General features: G+C 35.4%; 24 protein-coding genes. 2 read left to right on the top strand and 22 right to left on the bottom strand.

Annotation, left to right across the window (positions count from 1 at the left end):
* Position 1: 1 nt before the first annotated feature.
* The 13 genes from WH188_RS10830 to WH188_RS10770 all read right to left on the bottom strand — a co-directional run bounded on the left by WH188_RS10830 (position 2) and on the right by WH188_RS10770 (position 11179).
* The gene (locus WH188_RS10830) at positions 2-520 is read right to left on the bottom strand and encodes an NADH-quinone oxidoreductase subunit NuoE family protein (RefSeq protein WP_132769970.1); all 519 of its coding nucleotides are present in this window, start codon (positions 518-520) and stop codon (positions 2-4) included.
* A complete protein-coding gene (locus tag WH188_RS10825) occupies positions 513-1748 on the bottom strand; it encodes an NADH-quinone oxidoreductase subunit D (RefSeq protein WP_021190702.1) in 1236 nt (411 codons plus the stop codon). Before WH188_RS10825 ends, WH188_RS10830 begins: the two co-directional genes overlap by 8 nt.
* A gap of 20 nt (positions 1749-1768) precedes the next feature.
* Positions 1769-2272 carry an NADH-quinone oxidoreductase subunit C gene (locus tag WH188_RS10820; protein WP_132769972.1) on the bottom strand — a complete coding sequence of 168 codons (504 nt, stop codon included), beginning with the start codon at positions 2270-2272 and terminating at the stop codon, positions 1769-1771.
* Positions 2265-2816 (bottom strand): NADH-quinone oxidoreductase subunit B, encoded by a 552-nt coding sequence (locus WH188_RS10815; protein ID WP_132769974.1) that lies wholly within the window; start codon positions 2814-2816, stop codon positions 2265-2267. Before WH188_RS10815 ends, WH188_RS10820 begins: the two co-directional genes overlap by 8 nt.
* 102 nt (positions 2817-2918) lie before the next feature.
* Positions 2919-3296, bottom strand: a complete 378-nt coding sequence (locus WH188_RS10810; protein WP_132769976.1) for an NADH-quinone oxidoreductase subunit A — start codon at positions 3294-3296, stop codon at positions 2919-2921.
* A gap of 105 nt (positions 3297-3401) precedes the next feature.
* Entirely contained in the window at positions 3402-5120 is a 1719-nt protein-coding gene (locus WH188_RS10805) for a tetratricopeptide repeat protein (protein ID WP_132769978.1), read from the bottom strand.
* Between the two features lie 26 nt (positions 5121-5146).
* Positions 5147-6082 (bottom strand): PstS family phosphate ABC transporter substrate-binding protein, encoded by a 936-nt coding sequence (locus WH188_RS10800; protein WP_132769980.1) that lies wholly within the window; start codon positions 6080-6082, stop codon positions 5147-5149.
* Positions 6083-6382: 300 nt separating this feature from the next.
* Positions 6383-7270, bottom strand: a complete 888-nt coding sequence (locus WH188_RS10795) for an energy transducer TonB (RefSeq protein ID WP_021190707.1) — start codon at positions 7268-7270, stop codon at positions 6383-6385.
* A 36-nt stretch (positions 7271-7306) separates the two neighbouring features.
* The gene (locus tag WH188_RS10790; RefSeq protein ID WP_021190708.1) at positions 7307-7861 is read right to left on the bottom strand and encodes an ExbD/TolR family protein; all 555 of its coding nucleotides are present in this window, start codon (positions 7859-7861) and stop codon (positions 7307-7309) included.
* A 24-nt stretch (positions 7862-7885) separates the two neighbouring features.
* On the bottom strand, positions 7886-8545 hold the full coding sequence (locus WH188_RS10785) for an ExbD/TolR family protein (protein WP_021190709.1): 660 nt from the start codon (positions 8543-8545) through the stop codon (positions 7886-7888).
* Between the two features lie 98 nt (positions 8546-8643).
* Entirely contained in the window at positions 8644-9474 is an 831-nt protein-coding gene (locus tag WH188_RS10780; protein WP_132769984.1) for a MotA/TolQ/ExbB proton channel family protein, read from the bottom strand.
* Between the two features lie 467 nt (positions 9475-9941).
* On the bottom strand, positions 9942-10292 hold the full coding sequence (locus tag WH188_RS10775) for a translation initiation factor (RefSeq protein WP_132769986.1): 351 nt from the start codon (positions 10290-10292) through the stop codon (positions 9942-9944).
* Between the two features lie 8 nt (positions 10293-10300).
* Positions 10301-11179, bottom strand: coding sequence for a diacylglycerol/lipid kinase family protein (locus WH188_RS10770; RefSeq protein WP_132769988.1), 879 nt, complete (start codon positions 11177-11179; stop codon positions 10301-10303).
* A 311-nt stretch (positions 11180-11490) separates the two neighbouring features.
* Here WH188_RS10770 and metK point away from each other — a divergent pair, with 311 nt between their 5' ends.
* On the top strand, positions 11491-12744 hold the full coding sequence (metK, locus tag WH188_RS10765) for a methionine adenosyltransferase (protein WP_021190713.1): 1254 nt from the start codon (positions 11491-11493) through the stop codon (positions 12742-12744).
* 101 nt (positions 12745-12845) lie between these two features.
* Here the strand turns inward: metK and WH188_RS10760 are convergent, their stop codons facing one another.
* From WH188_RS10760 to WH188_RS10735, 6 genes are read right to left on the bottom strand one after another with little or no spacing between them, the layout of a single operon-like run.
* On the bottom strand, positions 12846-14174 hold the full coding sequence (locus WH188_RS10760; protein WP_168127814.1) for a DUF58 domain-containing protein: 1329 nt from the start codon (positions 14172-14174) through the stop codon (positions 12846-12848).
* The gene (locus WH188_RS10755) at positions 14174-15163 is read right to left on the bottom strand and encodes an AAA family ATPase (protein WP_021190716.1); all 990 of its coding nucleotides are present in this window, start codon (positions 15161-15163) and stop codon (positions 14174-14176) included. The genes WH188_RS10760 and WH188_RS10755 overlap by 1 nt, the downstream gene beginning before the upstream one ends.
* On the bottom strand, positions 15163-16362 hold the full coding sequence (locus tag WH188_RS10750; protein ID WP_339423915.1) for a DUF4350 domain-containing protein: 1200 nt from the start codon (positions 16360-16362) through the stop codon (positions 15163-15165). Before WH188_RS10750 ends, WH188_RS10755 begins: the two co-directional genes overlap by 1 nt.
* The gene (locus WH188_RS10745) at positions 16359-17153 is read right to left on the bottom strand and encodes a DUF4129 domain-containing protein (protein WP_339423914.1); all 795 of its coding nucleotides are present in this window, start codon (positions 17151-17153) and stop codon (positions 16359-16361) included. Before WH188_RS10745 ends, WH188_RS10750 begins: the two co-directional genes overlap by 4 nt.
* Complete coding sequence (locus tag WH188_RS10740; RefSeq protein WP_339423913.1) at positions 17143-18057, bottom strand: ABC transporter permease; 915 nt, start codon at positions 18055-18057, stop codon at positions 17143-17145. Before WH188_RS10740 ends, WH188_RS10745 begins: the two co-directional genes overlap by 11 nt.
* Positions 18048-19010, bottom strand: a complete 963-nt coding sequence (locus WH188_RS10735; protein ID WP_339423912.1) for a stage II sporulation protein M — start codon at positions 19008-19010, stop codon at positions 18048-18050. Before WH188_RS10735 ends, WH188_RS10740 begins: the two co-directional genes overlap by 10 nt.
* 33 nt (positions 19011-19043) lie before the next feature.
* Between WH188_RS10735 and WH188_RS10730 the strand changes: the two genes are divergently transcribed.
* Positions 19044-19769 carry an RDD family protein gene (locus WH188_RS10730; protein WP_021190721.1) on the top strand — a complete coding sequence of 242 codons (726 nt, stop codon included), beginning with the start codon at positions 19044-19046 and terminating at the stop codon, positions 19767-19769.
* A gap of 45 nt (positions 19770-19814) precedes the next feature.
* Here the strand turns inward: WH188_RS10730 and fabD are convergent, their stop codons facing one another.
* The 3 genes from fabD to WH188_RS10715 form a co-directional block, all read right to left on the bottom strand.
* Positions 19815-20705 carry an ACP S-malonyltransferase gene (fabD, locus tag WH188_RS10725; protein WP_132770002.1) on the bottom strand — a complete coding sequence of 297 codons (891 nt, stop codon included), beginning with the start codon at positions 20703-20705 and terminating at the stop codon, positions 19815-19817.
* A 184-nt stretch (positions 20706-20889) separates the two neighbouring features.
* Positions 20890-22119 carry a M16 family metallopeptidase gene (locus WH188_RS10720; protein WP_132844380.1) on the bottom strand — a complete coding sequence of 410 codons (1230 nt, stop codon included), beginning with the start codon at positions 22117-22119 and terminating at the stop codon, positions 20890-20892.
* A 21-nt stretch (positions 22120-22140) separates the two neighbouring features.
* Positions 22141-22593: a GNAT family N-acetyltransferase gene (locus WH188_RS10715; protein WP_021190724.1), complete on the bottom strand. Its 453-nt coding sequence runs from the start codon at positions 22591-22593 to the stop codon at positions 22141-22143.
* Between the last annotated feature and the right edge of the window lie 32 nt (positions 22594-22625).

The raw sequence follows: 22625 nt of genomic DNA, 5'->3' as shown, positions 1-22625 counted from the left end.
ATTACTTAGTTTTTGAGCTTAAATCATCTATTAATTGATCAACACGATCTTCGGTTAAGTTTTCGTAGAAAGTGTATTCAGGTCCGATCTGTAAGACAGGCCCATAGCCACAGGCTGCTAAACACTCGACTCCTCTCCATGAAAACAATCCATCTGCCGTCACTTCTCCTTCTTTAACACCCAATTTATGTTCAAGATGGCTCATAATACGTTCCGCTCCGACCAGGCAACAGGGACCAGTTCTGCATATTTCCAAAACATATTTCCCCTGTGGTTGCAATAGATACATCGTATAAAAAGAAGCAACTTCATAAACTTCGATAGGCTCTATACTTAAATAATAAGCGACCTTATCCATAGCATCAGGACTTAACCACCCAAACTCCGCTTGTACTAAATGCAGTATAGGAAGCAATGCCGATTTTTGTCTCCCTTCCGGAAAACGTCCCACTACTTCAGCAAATTGATTTAGCAATGTTGAAGAAAATTCAACATATTCATTATTTTTTATACTAAGCATCTAATTCTCCTGCAATAACGTTAAGACTACTCATATTAAGAATCGCATCCGAAAGCAACATTCCTGCACTCATCGGAGCAAACATTTGGTAATTGACAAAGGAAGGCCTTCTGAAATGTAAACGATAAGGGGTACGTCCGCCATCGTGCACCAGGTAAAATCCTAATTCTCCATTGGCACCTTCGACAGCATGGTAAACTTCAGCCTTAGGGGTATCGACTTCTCCCATCACAATTTTAAAATGATAGATTAATGCTTCCATATTGGTGTACACCTGTTCTTTTGGAGGTAAATAAAACTCCGGTACATCAGCATGAAAAACTCCCTTAGGTTCTTTCTCTATTTTAGCTAAAGCCTGTTCAATAATGCGTAAAGATTGCCACATTTCTTCATTACGCACCATATAGCGATCATAAACATCTCCTTTTGTACCTACAGGGATATCAAAATCGAATTCATCATAGGAACAATAGGGGTTTTGAACACGAATATCATAATCCACACCTGTAGCACGTAAAATAGGGCCAGACCAGCTATAATCTAAAGCTTCTTCCGGCGTAACGGCCGCAATTCCAGATGTTCGCTCTATAAAAATTCGGTTTCGGTCAAATAGCTCCATAAATTCTGTCAGAACCGGAGGAAATCTTTTTAAAAATTCTTCAATCTTTGCAAATGCAATAGCATTAAAGTCTCTTTCAAAACCACCGATACGACCAATGTTGGTCGTTAAACGGGCTCCACATATTTCTTCAAAAATTTCATATATAAACTCCCGCTCCTGCATAACATACAAAAAGCCTGAAAATGCCCCCGTATCAACACCGAGAATACCGTTACAGATAATATGGTCAGCAATACGAGCCAATTCCATTACGATAACCCGCATATACTGGACACGCTTTGGAATTTCTATTTTTAATAACTTCTCAACGGTCATATGCCAGCCCATATTATTAATGGGGGCAGAACAATAATTCAATCTATCGGTGAGCGGGGTAATCTGATAAAATGGTCGATGTTCAGCAATTTTTTCAAACGCCCGATGGATATAACCGATTGTTGAAACACCGCTAACAATACGTTCACCATCAATTTGGACTACGTTTTGAAATACACCATGAGTCGCAGGATGTGTAGGACCAATATTTAAGGTTATCAACTCATCCTGGGGATCATTATCATCGTAAACAGGTTTATTTGGGGATATCTTGGTAATATAATCGTTCATAACTGGTTTCCTTTCTAACGTTAACGTCCAAAATAGAGATCTTTCTTGTCTACACGGTTGGGGTCTTCTAAAGGGTATTCCTTCCGCATAGGATAAACCTCCATCTCATCTACATTTAATATCCTCCTTAAATCTGGATGCCCTAAAAACTGTATACCATAAAAATCATACGTTTCTCGCTCCATCCAATTTGCACCTTTCCAAATGGTAGTAGCCGTAGGAATTTCCGGATTTTGTCCGTCTATCGTCACTTTAATCCGAATCCGAATATTATGCACGAGGCTATTCAGATGATATACCACTTCAAATGACTGTTTCTGCTGCGGATAGTGAACTGCCGTAATATCTGTCAAGTGAATAAACTGCAATTCCGCATCATGTTTCAAAAAAGTCAACACAGCATGAATAGCATCAATATGTACATTCACTGTTAATAGATCATAGTCATCAGCCAATTGTGACACATCAGCACCGAATTTAGACCCTAACTTCTCCCACAAATAGGTATTATCTATCTTATTCATAAGTTTCAATTCCGTATTTTTCTAATAAAGCGCGGTATTCAGGTGTATTTCTCCTATTCAATGATTCATTTTTAACAATATCCTGCAAGCGTAAGACGCCGTCTAATATTGCTTCTGGCCTCGGCGGACATCCAGGCACATATACATCAACAGGAATAATTTCATCGATTCCCTGTAAGACAGAATACGTATCAAAAATCCCTCCGCTTGAGGCGCATGCACCAACCGCAATCACCCAACGAGGTTCAGCCATTTGCATATACACCTGCTTTAAAACAGGAGCCATCTTTTTAGCAATGGTTCCCATTACCAATAACATATCGGCTTGGCGAGGAGAAAAACTTGGTCTTTCTGCGCCAAAACGAGCAAGATCATATGTTGAACCCATTGTAGCCATAAATTCGATCCCACAACAAGAAGTAGCAAAAGGCAAAGGCCATAAAGAATTTGAACGCGCCAAACCAATCGCTTTATCCAAACTCGTGGCAAAAAAACCAGCGCCCTCAACTCCCGGAGGTGCTTTGGCCAACTTAATATCGCTCATGGAAATATAATTTAAAGTGGTTTACAGTTGTGTGCTATCGCACATATCAAAACTAACATTTTCTAGATAAAAATCAAGCTGTTAGCGCAATTTAGAACTATTCTAATCCCAGCTCAAAGCTTTCTTTTTAATGACATAAATGAAGCCTAAAAGCAACATGGCCATAAAAATAAACATCTGGATCAAACCTTCAAATCCAAATTCTCGAAAATTAACTGCCCACGGATACATAAAGATAACTTCGACATCAAAAATGACAAACAGAATAGCAACAAGAAAATACTTAATCGAGAAGGGCTGTCTTGCATTTCCAACAACTTCAATACCCGACTCAAATGAACTAAGCTTATTTGCAGTTCTTACTTTTGGGCCAATGAGATGTGTGATGATGATCGTTCCAATACCAAATCCAGCAGCAACAATAAGCTGAAATAAAATTGGCAGATAGTCAATAGGTGCATTCGCACTAAATTGCTCCATATCAAAAATGTTTATATTGGTAAAACCTAAATTTAAGAAAAAATAGCCTAAAATCAAAAAAGGGGAGAACATTTGTTCTCCCCTTTTTATTTTAAAATACTAAGTCTATTTAATACCTTCTAAATAAGATTTAGCATTCTCATTTTCAGGATCTAATTTCAATACTTCTTGGAAACTAGCTTTTGCTTTAGCCATTTCATTTTTACTGTATTGGAAGAAACCAATATAAGTGTAAGCATCGATTAAATATGCTTTATTTTTCTCTTGTGTGCCTCTTTCGTTGATAACTTTAATTAATTTTTCGAAAGGAGCCACAAAATCACCTTTTGGAGTTTCCAAATTATCCGTACCTAAAGCAGAGAAAGCTTTGTAGTATAGCGCTGGAACCAAGTATTTTTCTAATACCTCAGGTTTATTCGCATTTTCGATAACGGTTAACTGTGCTTGCGATTTTACAAAAGCGGCAACAGCTTGATCTTTTAAAGCTTGATCGGTTACATTACCTTCCTCATCCTTACTTTCCTGATCTTTTTTAAAGCCAATTTGGTAATTACCTTCTCCAGCATAATAATTAGAATCGAAGTAATAATCAGTATCAGGATATTTAGCAATAATCTCAAATAATGCTACTGCAGTTGCAGTCTCTTGATCTTGATATTTTGCAAATGCTGTTTCAGCAACTTCTGCTAACAATTCTTTATCTTGATCAATTGCTTTTTGAATAAATACAATACCCGATTCAACTTTATTATTAGCGACATCAGATAAACCTGCATACATATTATCCAAAGGAATTACACGTAGAGGATCCATTTTTGCAAACATCTTTTGTATATTCTCAGATGCTTTAGCGTAGTCTTTATTTCTAAATGCATTGTATGCTAAATAACGATAAATCTTAGGATCTACATCTGGATTTTTCGCTAATTCTTCAGAAACTGCTCCTAACTCATCGTATTGTCTAGCATAAACCAAGAAATCGGCATAACGGATCTTTGCTTCCAAAGAGTTATCACCATTAACTTCTAAATACTTTTTATATTGCTCAACACCTTTTTTATTTAATTCCACATACTTCTCGTCAGATGTACCAGGTGCTTTTGACCACATATTGTAAGTCTCCGCCAGTTCACGGTAAGTCGGAGCATAAGTAGGTGACGCTGTAGTAATCTCTGTCAATTGAGCAACTGCCTCATCAAAAGCTTGTGCACCACGAACAATTACTGCAAGTCCAATTTTAGCGCGAGTTGAATTCGGATCCAAATCAGTTGCTTCACTATAACTTGAGTAAGCGCTACTTGCTTCCTTCAATCCTCTGTAAGCATCTCCCAATGCTAAAGGAATAGCAGCATCTTTAGCATTCTTTGCTTTAGCTTGTGTTAAATAATCCAAGGCTTTTGCATAGTCTGGCTCTGGCGCCTTAATATAAGCACGACCAATTTCCAACAATTCTTCGTAATCTTTTTTCTTTAAGTTTGCACTAGCTGCAGAAAATTTAGCTTCAGCCGAAGCCTTATCTTTTTTCAACAAATCAATGTAGCCTAAACCAACGTTATTAATCTGTGATTTTGGATCAGCAGTCAAACCTTGATTGAAGAAAATTGCCGCAGAATCAGGCTTATCATTGACTAAATAAATCTGACCTAAATAGAAGTAATTATCACCAACCTTAGCTTGTTTACTTACTAATTGTTGCAAAATTGTTTTTGCTTTACCGTAGTTTTCTGTTTCAATAGCCGCTCTAGCATCCTTTAAACTTTGTGCACTTGCTGTGCCAACAGAACCTGCTAATAACAGACTAAATAATAATTTACTGTTTGTCATAATCTATTGTTGTACTATTTTATACTCTAATTTAAACTGTTTTCTTCTCTAATAATAATATCACGTCCTGGCATTGTTGCAGGTAAAAGTCCAGCTTTTAAAAAAATACGCTGACCTCTATCTCCTGTCAAAAAGGCACTAAAGCCCAGGCCTAAGCCCATGTTCGGCTGATAATTCAATACATATATAGGTCTTGTAAAAGGATATACACCTAAAGATATATTGGATTGCGAAGGTTTGTAGAACAAACCGTCTTTCTTAGCTCCTAAAGCATTTTCTACGCTCAATGTACGAATTTTATTCAATAATTCAGATTTTTTTTGAGTCATATCCAATATCCAGTTGAAACCTACAATTCCGATACTTCCTTTATTCTCACTCACATATTTGATGACATCAGTATTATTCTCTAAGGCAGAAATCGCTGTTGGATCAATTTTATCAATAGATAGATATTCCTTTAAAAATCGTAAAGTACTTGAGTTTGCATTATCAAAAACTACTTTGTACTTACCTTTAAGTGTGCCGTTTAACAATGATTTAACGTCAGAAAGTGTGATGATAGTATCTGCATCACTAACATTATTTATCAAAGCGATTGCATCACTCCCTATTTGATATTCCTTTGGAACAATTTTTCGGTCCTTAAAATTTTTCCCCTCAGCAGCTGTCAACTTACGTGTTAAAATAATCACATTTGAAGTATCCGCCAATAACGCATTTATGGCTTTAATTTCAGGTTTGGCCAACAATTGTATGGTAGCATCTGAGTATGAACTTTGAAATACATCAACCTGTTCTTTAATGATTGGATACAAGGTCTCATCAACAAGTACATTTACTTTACCTCGTAGAATATCCTCACTGGGAGCTGTTGGAGCTTGCTTGCCATTACGATTACAACTCATCAACATAAAAACTCCAGAAATTGAAAATAAAATTATTTTTAAGCTGTTTTTCATAGGGCAATCATTTAATAAATAGGTTGCAAAAATTAAGGCAAATCTAATTTCGTAACGAGGCTAATTAAAATTACTTTGCCACAATCTGACGAAACGAAGGAAAGAATAAACAATCAGAACAACTCCAAACAATGTTCTATACGTTGGGTTGATGTCCAAGGGTAAATCTTTCCAAAAAATAACCAGTAAGCCCAGCCCAAAATACAAGCCAAACATAAATAGTCCTAAAATAGACAGAAATCGCTTTATAGGCGATTTCTGTCTGTAATTTGTATTATTCGAATTAAAGTTCGCCACTAATTACTGATTTTGTGTGTTTAAGCGAATAGGTAATGTATAAGCTACACGAACAGGACGACCATTTTGAATACCTGGTTTCCATTTCTTAGCTTTTTTCAACATTCTAACTGCAGCATCACCAGTTCCGTATTTAAGATCGCGTTTTACAGAAATATCTGTTAAACTACCATCTTTTTCAACAACGAAAGATACCTCAACTACACCCATGATACCATTTTCTAAAGCGCCAGAAGGATATTCATAAGTTTCTCCTACCCACTTCATAAAAGCAGCCATACCTCCAGGAGGCAATGGTTGAACCTCTACAGCATTGAAGGAAATTAATCCATCTGGATCACCATTTGGATCACCTTTCTTAACACCTGTAATAGCACCATCTTGTTTTTTAGTACCGAACTCACCACGAGCTACTGAAGAACCTGTTGCGCTACCTTTTAAAGTTAAACGAGCAGGAGTTTTTTTATCATCCTTAAACTCTTCTTGAGCAGCGACTTCTTCTTTCACTTGTGCAGCCGGAGCTACTTTTGGTTCTGGAAAACGTACCAAATCTTCTTTTGGTATGTCCATCGCCACTTGCTGAGGCTTCTCCTCCTCAATCGGAAGTGGCTCTTCTTCTTCTGGTTCAGGTGGTTTAATTTCCTCCAAATCCTCTAAAGTCACTTCAGTAACAACTGGAGGGGCTTCAACAGGTTTATCAGGAAATAAGCTACCTCCAAATAATCTAAGAAGACTCAATAGTACCACGGCAACAACTACAGCCAACAAACCTACGTTGGTAGCTTTAGGAGCAAGCTTACGAAGCTCGTAAGCACCATACTCCTTGTTTCTGCCTTGAAATACTACATCAAGCCATTCCTTTTTAAAAATATCTAATTTTGACCCAATCATATTTCTATAGTTTTCGTGATTTCTATAATAACTAACTTAGTCATTATAAATATTATCACGTTTTAAAACATCTATTTCTTCAGGACTAATCTTCGCAATCATATAACGCTTAATATCTACAATCTTCATCTCATCAAGAATATCAACAAGATCTTTTTGTGTAGACATATCGCTAGGTCTGATAATCACGATTACATCTTTTCCGCCAGAAACACGAGGAACGTAAGCTTTTTTCTCAATTAAAACCTTGCGTATTCCATCTGCTCCGAACCCTGTAACCGTTGGACCTTCAATAGGTGCTTTTACCTGTCCATAATACCAAGAAACTTTGTTGTCAGATCCTAATAAAATCGTTACGGAACGGTTATCTGCTGTTAGTACTTCAGATTGTTCATCCTTAATTTTATTTTTATCAGGCATCGCAACGTCCATTGCTTGTGGTTTATTTAAAGACGTAGTTAACATGAAGAAGGTAATTAATAAGAATGCTAAATCTACCATGGCTGTCAAATCGACTTTACCACCGTTTTTCTTAGATCTTACTTTTCCGCCTTTGCCACCCTTACCACTGTCTTGATTTAATTCTGCCATTTATGTCTTTTTATTAAATCAACATTATTTATCTTCAGCACGTAAACCAGTAATGAAACTGAATTTATTTTGCTTTTGATTACGTAATGTTTCGATTACCGCATTAATTGAAGGATACTTTTCCGTTGCGTCAGCTCTGATAGCAATTTTCAATGGTCCTGGATAAACAAAATCCTTTTCCCCTTCTTTTGCCTTATTTACCTCTTCTGCAGCTAAACGTGCTGTTTGTATCCATTGGTATAATTCATTAGATAATGTTTCTGTACTATCGACAGGAATACCATTCTGAACACCTGGCTCAAGACGTTTGCTTGGCTCCATTGCCAACACTTGCTTGATCGCTTTCATAGGAGTACCGACATTTTCCATCAACGCAAACTGGTCGTAATCTTGTTGAGAAAAGTTAACGCCATATCTTGATGACATTTTCTCTAAAGTTTTAACCCTAACATCGCGGTCTGTCGCACCAAAAAATATTTTACCTTTATCCCCAACCGTAATAATACCTACGTTTGAATCTGGTAATTTATCTTTCGTGGTAGACGCCGGCGTATCAACCTCGAATGCTTCCGGTTGTTTCGCTGTAGATGTCATTACGAAGAATGAAAGAAGCAAGAATGATACGTCACACATCGCGGTCATATCAATGGATGTACTGGCTCTTTTTATTTTTGCTTTACCCATTTTAAACTTCTTTATAAATTAATTATTCAATCTCTTTCTATATGATGCTAATGAAACAATTATTCCATAAAATAATTTTCAAAAACATCATATAATTACTATTTGTGGTTCGCAGCGTATGTTTGTACGATTGAGAATCCAGCTTCGTCGATTGAATAAGTTAATTTATCAATTTTAGCTGTTAAGATATTGTACATTACAATCGCAATTGTTGAAGTACCGATACCTGTCGCTGTATTGATTAGGGCCTCAGAAATACCGTTTGCTAATTTAGCTGAATCAGGAGTACCACCTGTTGCTAACGCACTGAAGGCCTTGATCATACCTGTTACTGTACCTAATAAACCTGTTAATGTACCGATAGAAACTAATGTAGCGATTACGTTTAAGTTTTTCTCTAACATCGGCATTTCTAATGCTGTTGTTTCTTCGATCTCTTTTTGAATTGCAATTGTTGCTTTCTCAGTATCTACAGCAGTATCAGCAGAAACTGATTTGTATTTTACTAAACCAGCTTTGATTACGTTTGCAACAGAACCTTTTTGTTTGTCACACTCAGCAATAGCTGAATCTAAATTACCGCCATTAATTAATACTTGTACTTTTCTTACGAAATTACCAACATTTCCTGTTCCAGAAGCTTTTCCAATTACAATGAAACGCTCAATAGAGAATACCCATACCATGAAGAATAAACCTAATAAAACCGGTACTACAGCACCTGCGTGATAAACCATTCCTAAATAGTTACCTGGTAAAGGTTGGTTCTCTGGATTATTATCAAGAAAGTTTGAAGGACTACCCATCACAAATTTCCATAAAAGGTAACCGAGAATGAAACAAATGATAATTGCAGCTTGTGCAAAGAAAGAACCTGAATTATTGCTCTCTTGTTTTGCAGCAGGACTTGTTTTAGGTGCGTTTGCCATTTTTCTAATTTTTTAGTTTTTTACTGTTGTTAAATATAATATGTTTTTTTTAATTATATGCTTGTTATATGTATTCGTTTTAAAATTTGTCAAGCAAATATAGTCTTTTATGCCATATTTAAAATCTTAAAGCGAAATATATTAGAAATATAAAAGAGACTTTAAATTCCCTTTACAATTCCTTAATATTAAGTTATCACCTCAGCGGTTCCGACTTTGAATCTATACGACTAATCCCTTTTATCAGGAGAAAGCAATAAATTTTTTACAATGAAAACCATTTTTTTTTTGATATGCAAGAAAACAAACGATTTAATTGCAAATTCAAGTAACCGCTCACTCACCTATCTACGTCTATCAAAAAACTTTCCATCTATGTTTAAACGAATATTACTTATTAATTTTCAGTCATTTACAAAGATTACCCCTGATCAATATGACCTTTTTAAGGCTAAAATAATGGAATACTAACCTCCCACCAATTTTACTTTGTATCCCTCAGAAAGTAACAGATCAGCAACTTTCTGTTTAAAATCTCCCTGTACAACTATTTCAGCATCTTTAGCACTTCCTCCAACACCGCATTTCTGTTTTAAAAACTTACATAACGCTTCAAGGTCTTCTTGTTTACCTTTAAATCCGGTAACGAGTGTGACAACTTTCCCTTTTCGCATCTTACGATCCAATTGAACTTTGAGCTGTTGCTTTTGATTAGGAAGTGTTTCTAGGTCCTCTAATAACTCTGAAAATTGATATTCAAAACTGTTATCTGTTGAATATACAACGCCCTCATACTGCTGTTTCTTATTTTTACTCATAACTTTTTTTAACAAATAACTTTCAATGCCTTAGGAATAATACCAATATCAAGACTCGACCCCAAGTCAACTGGCTCACCATCAATGTGAACAACCGATTTTACAATCGCTTCAATCTTAATATTTCTTCCCGGAATTATTTCGACGTAGTCGGACTGATCCGCTGACTTATTAAACAAATGAAACAACATTTTTGGTAAGATGTACATTGGAAATTGATGAACAATACACACATCTAATATCCCGTCGTTGACTGATGCCTGTGGTGCGATGTAAGCGTTATTACCATATTGTGGTGAATTGGCGACAGAAATCATAAAAGCTTTACGCTCGTACTCTTTACCATCAATCCATAGTTTATAATCGCACGGTTTATATTTACTAAGTACGTTTATTGCCGATTTCAAATATCCCAAAGGCCCACGTATATTCTCATTAGCGAAATTCTCGCTAACAGATGCATCAAAACCTAATCCAGCAATATTAAAAAACTTTCTATTATTTATCGTGCCACAATCCACCTCTACAAATTCAAATCGATTTATTCGACGAATTGCAGCAGTCTCATTTAAGGGAATACCAAGATACAAGGCAAGCCCATTACCTGAACCTTCAGGAACAATACCTAAGGGTATACCGCTCTCTGCTAATGCCGATCCTAACTCATTTATTGTTCCATCGCCTCCTACTGCTATCACTGCATCGTACTTTTCTTCAACAGCTCGCAAACCAATTTCGTACGCATGATTTGCATAGGATGTTTCCTGAAAAGTAGGATCAAACTTTTGTAAATCAAGCACATCCAACACCTGCTTCTTAAAAGATGTTTTGCGCTTCCCTCCCGAAATCGGATTGATAACAAACAGTATTTGTTTACGTTCTCCCATAAATCAAATATACGCTTATTCACTAATTTCTTGAAACAATGTCAAAATTCTTAAATACCATTGAAATTGATCCAGCTATTTTAAACTATTCTACAAGAAATCTTTAAACTTAACAGAAAGTATTGTAGTTTTGTGTCGACAATAAAAATGTGGACTGATTTGCGTAGTATATTCTTAATGAGAATATAACAGGAGATTGCAACCACAGTAAAAAAGTGCTAAAACCATCATATAGCAAGGCTATTTAGTACTTTTCTATTGAAATAACCTCTCCTCGCAAATCCTTATAATATAATATTAAAAAAGGTAATATGGCTTACTTATTTACGTCCGAATCTGTTTCAGAAGGACATCCAGACAAAATTGCTGATCAAATCTCAGATGCACTGATTGACAATTTTTTAGCTTGGGACGAAGATGCACGCGTTGCAATCGAAACTTTGGTTACAACGGGACAGGTTGTGCTTGCAGGTGAAGTGAAATCAAAAATATATTTAGATGTTCAAAAAATAACACGTGCAGTAATAGAGCGCATTGGTTATACCAAGTCTGAATATATGTTTGAAGCAAATTCATGTGGTGTATTATCAGCTATCCATGAACAGTCGGCAGATATTAATCAGGGTGTAGACCGTAAGGCAAAGCAAGATCAAGGTGCCGGCGATCAAGGAATCATGTTTGGATATGCAAGCAATGAAACGGATAACTATATGCCACTGGCCTTAGATTTATCGCATCGCTTACTTTATGAATTAGCGGCATTACGTCGTGAAAATAAGGAAATTACTTATTTACGCCCTGATGCTAAATCACAAGTAACGTTAGAATATACGGAAGATCATAAACCAGCACGTATCGACACCATCGTGATCTCTACACAACACGATGATTTTTCATCAGAAGAAGAGATGCGTGAAAAAATTACAGCTGATATTAAAAATATCTTAATCCCAAGGGTGAAAGCACAATTAAAACCTGAACTGCAAGAATTATTTAATGGTGATATCAAGTTTCATATTAACCCAACAGGAAAATTTGTTATTGGTGGACCACATGGTGATACCGGTCTGACAGGTCGCAAAATTATTGTTGATACATACGGTGGTAAAGGTGCACATGGCGGTGGAGCTTTTTCAGGAAAAGATCCGTCAAAAGTAGACCGTTCTGCTGCTTATGCAACACGTCACATCGCTAAAAACTTAGTTGCCGCAGGTATTGCAGATGAAATTTTAGTTCAGATTTCTTATGCGATTGGTGTAAAAGATCCTATGGGAATTTATGTCAATACCTATGGAACAAGCAAAGTGGAATTAAACGATAGTCAAATTGCCGATAAAATCACTGAAATTTTTGACATGACTCCTTACGGTATTGAAACCAGGCTAGGCCTAAGAAACCCAATTTATTCGGAAACCGCAGCATATGGACATATGGGTAGAACCCCAAAAACTGTAACGAAAGAATTTGAAAATTCTAACGGTGATAAAAAAACAGTTGAAGTTGAGCTATTTACTTGGGAAAAACTGGACTTTATTGATAAGGTAAAGACAGCTTTTGGTTTATAGTCATTTAAATTTGGCTACACTCATAAAAACACAGCAGGCTCATCATATGATGAGCCTGCTGTGTTTTTATGATATGGTAGTTTAATCTCTCTACAGACTGATTAGATAAGACCTCGTGCTTTAATCTCTAAGTATTTGTTAATCGAATTGATGGTTAGATTTTCTGGTGCTGTATAAATTGTTTGAATTCCGTTTCTATGCAATTCTTGAATAATGAGATTTTTCTCATAAATGAATTTTTCAGCAATAATTTGGTTATATATTTCAATCGTCCTGTAAGGCGAACTTTTCGCGAGTTCATCCAATTCTGTATTTTGAAATACAATAACCACTAAGATATGGGAACGATTGAGCATTTTTAAATAAGCCAACTGCCTATTAAGAGCGTCCAAAGTTTCGAAATTTGTGTAAATAAAGATAAGAGAACGTTTATTAATATGTTTATTCGCGTAAGTATATAAATTGCCAAATTCAGACTCTTGAAATTCGGTTTGAATGTGATAGAGTGCCTCTGAAATCCGCATCATTTGATTATTACGTTTCTCTGCAACAACCTGATTACCGATCTCTTTTGAAAAAGTAAGCATACCTGCACGATCATGTTTCAAAATAGCCGCATTTGATAAAACTAAAGTAGCATTAATGGCATAATCCAATAATGTCATCTCTTCAAACGGCATACGCATCGCTCGTCCAGTATCAATGAAACTATAAATGGGTTGTGATTTTTCTTCTTCAAATTGATTTATCATCAATTTCTTAACTTTGGCTGAAGCCTTCCAATTCATCCTTCTGTAATCATCTCCTTGCACATAATCACGCACATGATCAAACTCCATGGCTGCACCAATTCTTCGAATACGCTTAACACCCATTTCATTCAACCTGTTGGTCGTGGCTAAAAGCTGATATTTACGTAATTGAATAAAAGAAGGATAACATGGAATGCTTAAGGTATCATTTGTTGCAAACCTTCTTTCAAAAAAACCCAAAAAACGAGCCATAGCACAACATTTTCCAAAAGAATAAATACCCCGACGTGTCAATTTCAGACTATAATGAATTTCCTTTTCTAAGAAAGGGGATAATGTAATTTCAAAATCTTTATCTCGAACCTGTAATTCCACTGGAAATTCTTCTAATATACGAACGAATATCCGACGGGGATACCGACTTTCGGCTCTGATAATAAGTGGGTTTTCGTCACCATTAGAAAATTTTTCTGGATAATTCCGTATCACAGAAACATTCCCTTTACCAGAAAATAAGAATATCAAATCCCAGATCATCACGGCAGTTAAGATCCAAAAAAGAATAGCTACAGGAATAAACAACACTTTCACAAAAAATGAAATAACAAAAAATGTTGCAATGGTCAGCAGACCATAAAAAAATCGATTTGTGAAATACAGTTGTTTGAGCTTCTTCATTATCTCGGAATTTCTATACTAGCAATGATTTGATCAATAATGTAATCTGTTGTGAAACCTTCCATTTCCTTCTCAGGAGTCAGCATAACACGGTGTCCTAAAACCGCAAAAGCAACTTTTTTAATATCTTCAGGTGTGACAAAATCACGACCATTTAGTGCTGCTGAAGCTTTAGCAGATTCCAAAATAGCAATTGAAGCTCGAGGTGATGCACCTAATGTCAAATTAGGATTGTTTCTGGTCTTAGAAATTAAATGAGCGATATAAACCAAAATTTCATCATGTACATATATGGATTTGATCAAACGCTGAAAATCAGCAATTTCTTGCGAAGACACGACCTGTTGAACCAACGCTTCTTTATCTTGCGCCTTTTGTAAGTGATGCTCCTTTAAAATCAACAACTCCTGTTCTTGATCAGGGTAATGAACATCTATTTTAAAAAGAAAACGATCTAATTGTGCCTCTGGAAGTCGATAAGTTCCTTCGTGCTCAATTGGATTTTGTGTTGCAAATACAATAAACGGGGTCGGTAAAAAATAAGTTTCCCCATCAACTGTCACCTGGCGTTCGGCCATAGATTCAAATAAAGATGCCTGAGTTTTGGCAGGAGCACGATTTATTTCATCAATTAAGATGATATTCGCAAAAATAGGTCCTCTCTTAAAAATAAATTCATTCGTCTTTAAATCCAAAATAGAAGAACCTGTGACATCTGAAGGCATTAAATCCGGTGTAAACTGAATTCGTTTGAAATCACTAGCAATTGTTTTCGAAACCAATTTCGCAGATAATGTCTTCGCCACTCCAGGCAAACCTTCAATCAAAGAGTGACCTGATGCTAGGATCGAAATCAATAACATATCCAAGAGTTGATCCTGACCGACAATCACCTTCTTTACTTCAGCTTTTACAGCTGCCATTTTATCATACAGAACCGTCAAATCTAAACGATTCTCAAAGGGCATATATTTTTCAAATTCACTCATTACATTTCTGCTTTAACTTTAAATTCTTCTATTTTAGTATTGACATTTCTTAAATCTTGCTCTGTAAAATGACTTCCTTTTTGGCATTCTGTTATCAATTGAATCATTTCTGCTGTTATTTCTTTTGAGACACCAGAGCGTTGAGACAAGTTCTCTAAAAATTCTTCTTCATGAATAAGTAATGTATCAACATGAAATTTTTTACGAATATCATGTAAAAAATAATCAACTTTTTTGTGCACCATATTTCCTGGAGAACCATTTTCATAGTATAATGTTGCAATGGTTTCACAGAACTGTTTAGACAAATTAGGTTCTGGAAGAACTGTTTTAACAGCGCGCTGCTCTCTTCTACTCTTAAAAATTAAAAACAAGAGTAAACTGACTAGCAGTAAATACCAAGCTTGTCTCAATCCTATATGATTTAACAGAACACGAAGTGGTGTTTTCGATTCATTATATTTACTCTTAAAATCATACCACCCAATAGTCTCTCCATCCAAATAGCTAAAAGCTCTGGCGACATATTGATATTGCTTTTGATTGTTCAACAAATAATAATTACCAAATAACTCGGGTGTGATATGTAGCATAATGCTCCCTTTACCTATTTTCAAAGAAATAAAGTTCGGCAACAAATGTTCCTTATAGCGCAAACCACCTAAAATCGTTGCAGACTTTGGTAGTTTAGTGAACGAATAATCCAAAGTACTCTTATTAAAAGAAATAGGTATCCCATCTTGGGTAAGCTCTACTTTTATTTCTTCCTCAATATCATCTTGATTATCATAGAAGTATTCATAATCAACTTGTAACGTATCTAACAATTTTTGATTGATCTGCTCGGCAGCAATAAAAACTTTGCCGCCATTTGCCGCGAATTTTAATATGCGATTATTAACAGCATCACCAAGGTCAAACGCTTCTGAAATAAATAGCAATTGTTCTTTTGGAGCATTAAGTCTATTGTCCGATTCAAAGTATGTAAAAAGATCTTCTTTAATATTAGTGACCTTAACTTTTTTGCCAAGTATATGTGGAAGCTCTTCATGGGTCACATAAAGTCCGAAGGGATTTTTATCTTTTTGATCAAATGTTCTATCCCAAATAATAGGTTTCTTACTCGTTAGATCAATGATACCGATTGCAACGAATACTATTATAAAAATAAATATGCTAAATTTTAACGAGCCTTTCATGAGATTTTAGATTGAAAATTTTTAAAATCTTGTTGATAACGCTCAAAATCGGTAGCAGTTAAATTAAAATCACCAAACCAAACATATTCAAACACCCGAGTGCATTTAATAAACTCATTTTTTAAAACTGAATCTGAAATTTCATTTGCAAAATCATTATTTGTTTTACTATACTTCCACTTGATCACATGAGCATGTGCTAGTTTTTGAATATTTAACAATTGCATATAACGAATAGCGAGAGTATAATTTCTGTCCTTAATCGCATCAACGAGATAGGGCTTTAAATCGGTATTCATCAAATTCTTTTCTACATACCCCAAATTTTGAACACCTTCTGTTTCAGGCTCTTTATTGTCTTTTCTAAAGAAACTGTTGACTGAATAAATTAATTTATAAAAGATATAAATCAATACCACTAAACCTAATATTCCTAAGAAATAGAAAAACTCTTCATTATAATTAAAAGAAGAATTTGGCATCAAACTGCTTAACCAACGATTGAAACGGGTCATTAAACGATCAAAAAAACCAATTTTATCTTTAATATTCTCAGAATAGATAAACTCTTCGGATTGATAGCGATCCAAGACACTTTTATAATCTGTAATCGTTACTGTAGCAGCACGATTATCTTTCGGAATTTCCTGAAACAAATTCTTGTTCCAGATATCGACGCGTGTTTGTTTTATTGTATCTATACTCGGCATAGCCATACGCGTAGAGTCTTTATTTGCATAGCTAGCTGTCGTGAAAAATAAAAGAATAACAAAAAAATATCTATTCATCATTTTTCCTTCCCAAATTTGCAATCATCGCATAGATACGATCGCCATATTTAAAATCTTTCGCCGTTTCGTAAATAATCCCATTTGCCAGAACACCTCCCATATATAAAAAAATTGTCAGAAGAGTTACAAGGAGCCCTCCTATGGTCATTAACATTTTCCCAAAAGATCCATCGAAAAAAGAGCTATCAAATTCTAAGAAATTATAGGAAATTAGTCCGATGATTAAACCTGGAATGAAAGTTAACATCATCATTACTACTTGAAAAATGAAACTAACAATATAAGTGGCAATACCATATTGAACAATATTCTTTCGAATGACATTAAATGTCTCTAAAAAAGTCGTCGTCAAAGAAAAATATCCTTCCCGATAAAACAAGAACGAGCAGAAAAACCACAATCCAATTATTGAAAATAAGATTCCAATAGCAAAGCTGCCAAACAAAGGAATAAACATCAGAATAATCATGGCTATCCCTGCGGGAATGCCAATTATTACGACGACCAACAAAGAAGCGAAGAAAAATTTCACGTACATACCGATGTGGTTTCGAAATGCGTTCAATAAATCTCTACCTGTAAAGTCCGTATTTTTTTGATTCTTCAATAAAATAAAATATTCGATGCAGATACCGTAAATGTATAATCCTAATAATAAGATAGTAACACACAGAAGACTTACCCATAAATACACGTTAAGATCTTCAAACGAATCACTTTCGGATGAAAACGTAATCTTTGTAGACAGGAAATAATAGAGGATTGTCGTGATACTCAAGGGTATAATAGAAACACTAAAAACTGTTCCGACAAAATGACCCAAAACAATTTTTAACAAATCGATAAAACTCTGTAAAAAATCGCCAATTTTACGTTCCTTCTGAAATTCGAAATTTATTTCCATTGATTGATTTTAGCTAATTGAAAAGGACGGAGAATATAATAATATAAAATCATCACCAATGTAATTATTATGATCAGCAAGCACATGGTCATAGAAATATGATAGTAACGGGTAACAAACCCCTCCAATGTACCAGCAAGTATAAAAAATGGAATTGTACTCGCTAAAACCTTCATTGATAATTTTGCCGCTCGAATAAAGGCTTCCATTCTACTATAGGATTTTGGAAACAAGAAACTATTACCTAACATCAAACCACAACCTCCTGCTATGATAATAACAGAAATTTCTATAGTTCCGTGTATCCATATGGCAGACATCGCCTTTTGTAAAACCCCGTATTCATAAAACATATAATGAAATGCACCTAACATGATACCGTTAGAGAAAAGAATATAACCCGTTCCCACACTAAAAAAAACACCAAACGTAAAAGCTAAAAAAGCTACCCGTACATTATTAATGGTGATCGCTAGCGCAGATCCAAAATTATTCCCTGATGCATAAATGGCAGCAGGATCCCCTTTTCCGATATTATCAATGGACTGATCGACATAGGCATCTCCTAAAATTAACCTCACAAAATTTTCATCATAGTGAGCAGACAAAAAACCAATAATGCTCGCCAAAAGAAAAATCAAAAAAGAAAACAACAACGGCCGCCGCATTTGCCAAACAGCATAAGGTATTTCATATGAAAAAAAATGCTTAAGTTTATTTTCAGAAGCTTTCTGATCTTTATATATTTTTTGATGTGCTAAAATGGCCAACTCATTTAAATAATCTTTTGTCCTACTTTCTGGATAGAAAGTTTGTGCATAGGCTAGGTCATTGGTGAGTTCAATATAATTTGACGCCAGTTCATCGGGATTAACATCAACATGAATGGATAAATTATTTTCAATTGACAACCATTTTTCCTTATTTCGCTCGATGAATGATGCTTCTCTCATGAATATAAATTTTAAACCGGCTATTTCAAATATATGAATAAACTATTAATAAATACTCCACAGAACGTAAAAATAGAATACAATTTAGCTTCATTAGGTTCTAGAATTATTGCTTTTGCTATTGATTACTTTATTATTCTTGTTTATTATATCTTAATAATTGTCATTCTTGACTCTTTCCATATTAATATGGGAGATTCCTGGTTATTCTTTGGTATTCTATCATTATTGACACTTCCCGCCCTCTTCTATCCTCTTGTTATGGAAACCGCAATGTCAGGACAAAGCATAGGAAAGAAAATCATGAAAATTAAAGTGGTTAAGATCGACGGAACCCGCGCCAACTTTTATCAATATTTTGCCCGTTGGACATTTTCTCTGGTTGATATCTGGATGTGTATGGGCGGGATTGCAATTACTTCAATTGCCCTATCCAAATATGGACAACGTATTGGCGATTTATCCGGTGAGACATCTGTCATTAGTTTAAAAGCAAAATTAAACCTACAACAGACCATCTTTGAGGATGTCCCATCAGAAAAAGACATCATCTTTCCGCAAGTAATTAAATTGAGCGATCAAGATGCAAATAAGGTAAAGGAGATTTACGATGGCGCTGTCAGAAGGAAAGACTACAATATTCTTTTAGCCCTTACTCAGAAACTAGAAAACATTATGGATGTTAAATCAACGATGCATCCTAATGATTTTGTCAATCAAGTCATGAAAGATCATTATATCTTATTCCGTAATAAATAGAAAAAGCCGCCTATGGGCGACTTTTTCTATTTATTCTTAAAGTAATTACTCCGCAATACTTGCTGCAGAAGTCTGTACCTGACGGTTCACCTTTTTCACCAAACCTTGTAACACATTGCCCGGGCCTACTTCGACAAAAGCTTCTGCTCCGTCTGCTAACATATTTTGAACTGTTTGAGTCCAACGTACTGCACCAGTTAACTGTGCGATCAAATTCTCTTTTATCGTTGCTGCATCTGTATATGGCTTTGCATCCACATTTTGATAAACAGGACAAATCGGCGTGTTAATTTCAACCGCTTCGATTGCTGCCTGTAGCTCAACTTTAGCCGGCTCCATCAATGGAGAGTGAAAAGCACCGCCAACATTTAATTTCAAAGCACGTTTAGCGCCAGCCTCGGTCAAAAGCGCACAAGCTTTATCTACTCCGGCGATAGAGCCAGAAATTACCAATTGACCTGGACAATTATAATTTGCCGCAACCACTACATCATCCACTTTTGCACAAATATCCTCCACAACAGCATCTTCAAGACCTAAAATCGCAGCCATAGTGGAAGGCTCCAATTCACAAGCTTTTTGCATCGCGTTAGCACGTTGTGACACTAATTTCAATCCATCCTCAAAAGACAAAGCTCCCGCTGATACTAAAGCAGAAAACTCACCTAAAGAATGACCTGCAACCATATCAGGTTGAAATTGATCTCCCAAGGCTTTCGCTAAAATCACTGAATGTAAAAAAATCGCTGGTTGAGTAACGTTGGTCTGTTTCAGCTGCTCATCAGTTCCTGCAAACATAATATCGGTAATACGAAACCCTAATATATCGTTTGCTTTTTCAAATAAAGCTTTTGTTTCTTCATTCAGATTATACAGGTCCTGCCCCATTCCTACGAATTGAGCGCCTTGACCAGGAAATACATATGCTGTTTTCATATTTAAAATTATCTGTTCTAATGCACAAACTTAGATAAATTGTCTTTTATATACAATATCATAAAGTCGAATATCAGAAGCTGTACGCGTTACCTATACTTTAATATTTTAATTCATGAAATCGTATACAGTCAATCCGTTTATGCATCTCTTAAATTCCTTTAAGGAATAAAAAAATTAAACACTAAGATTCAGGAACAAAACTCAGTGATGTCATGCGAGCGGGATCTAAAATCTCCCGTGATGTTTCCAATAATTCTGTCGTTGAAATCGCTTTTATTTTATCAATAATAACATCTAGTTCAATAATCTGGTTGTAGTCCATCACATTCTTTGCCGCAGCAATGATCATGCTCATCCTGTTTTCCTCTGAAAGTGCGATCTGACCGATAAATTTGCGTTTTGCTTTCTGAAGCTGTACAGCACTCATCTCCTTTTCACAAAATTTATTAAGCTCCCTAAAAACAAGTTTTTTTGCTTTCTCTATCTTTTCTTCATCTGTTCCCAAATAAATACTAAATAAGCCCGAATCTGAAAACATGGTATAATTAGATTCGATTGTATAAGCTATTCCATATTTTTCACGAATGGAAAGATTCAATATCGAACTCATCCCCATTCCTCCCAGCATATTATTTAATAACAATAAACCTGTTTTTCGGTCGTCTCTAAAACTATATGCATGTGCACCGACCATATAATGGACCTGATTAATTGGTTTAGGAATCTCGACATGCGATACAGGCACCGCAACAACATCATTCCTCTCCCGCTGAATTTTATTTTCAGCAACGGATGCAAAAATTTTATTGGCAAGCCTTTCGACCTGTTTAACCGTATAATTTCCTGTAATCGAAATCACGATTTCATTTGTATCGTAATTTGACTGAATAAAATCATGAATATCGCTTTTTGTAAGTGCCAACAATTGATCCTCAAGACCGAGTATATTATGCCCCAAACCAGCTCCTTTGAATAATAGATCTTCAAAATCATCTACAATAGATTCTTCAGGACTGTCCAGATAAGAAGCCATTTCATCGACAATAACCGATTTCTCTTTATCTAATTCCTCCTCAGGAAAAGTCGAATGAAAAAAGATATCCTCAAATAGATCTAAAGCTTTATCCAAATACGGGGTCAAAAATGATGCATGTACACATGTATATTCTTTTGTCGTATAGGCATTAAGATCTCCACCAACAGCTTCCAAATGGTTTAAAATCTGATTCGTACTTCTACGTTCAGTTCTTTTAAAAAGTAGGTGCTCAATAAAATGTGCAACGCCAAATTTACCTTCTTTTTCATCTCTTGACCCTGCATTGATTAACATACAAGCATGTGTAATCGGTAGGTTTTGCGGTTGAAAAACCACACGGATACCATTGGATAAGCGTATTATTTCGTATTCCATATATTAATTTGGAGATTCTATTTAATTATTTTTAATGCCATATCGCATTATATTTCTAGGATGAAAACCAAAACCTTGACTTTCATATAATTTTTGTGCCGGTAAGTTATGCGGTTCAACCTCTAGCAGAACCAATTTACAGCCCTTGTCCTGAACATATTCTTTGACAAACTCAACAGCCTTTTTACCTAAACCTTTGCCTCTTGCATCAGCATTTAAATATAATTCGTCCAGCAAAGCTACCGTTCCCTTAAATTCAAAGCTAAAGAAATAAACAACAATAATATACCCCAGGACTAAATCATTTTCTTTAATTAGCCAAGACTGCCCCAGCTTTTCATCGTCAAGAAAAATTCTAAAATTTTCTCGGCTTACAATAGGATCGATATCATATCCATCAATTGCATAAAAATCTTGCATCATAGCAACAATGATATCAATATTTTCAGACGTTAATTTTTCAAATGTGATCATAATGCATTCGTTTAGTGGCAAAAATAACTAAA

Origin of the sequence: Sphingobacterium sp. MYb388 (assembly GCF_037479535.1) — a bacterium.
Lineage (GTDB): Bacteria > Bacteroidota > Bacteroidia > Sphingobacteriales > Sphingobacteriaceae > Sphingobacterium > Sphingobacterium anhuiense.
This window is presented reverse-complemented; position numbering and strand designations above follow the sequence as displayed.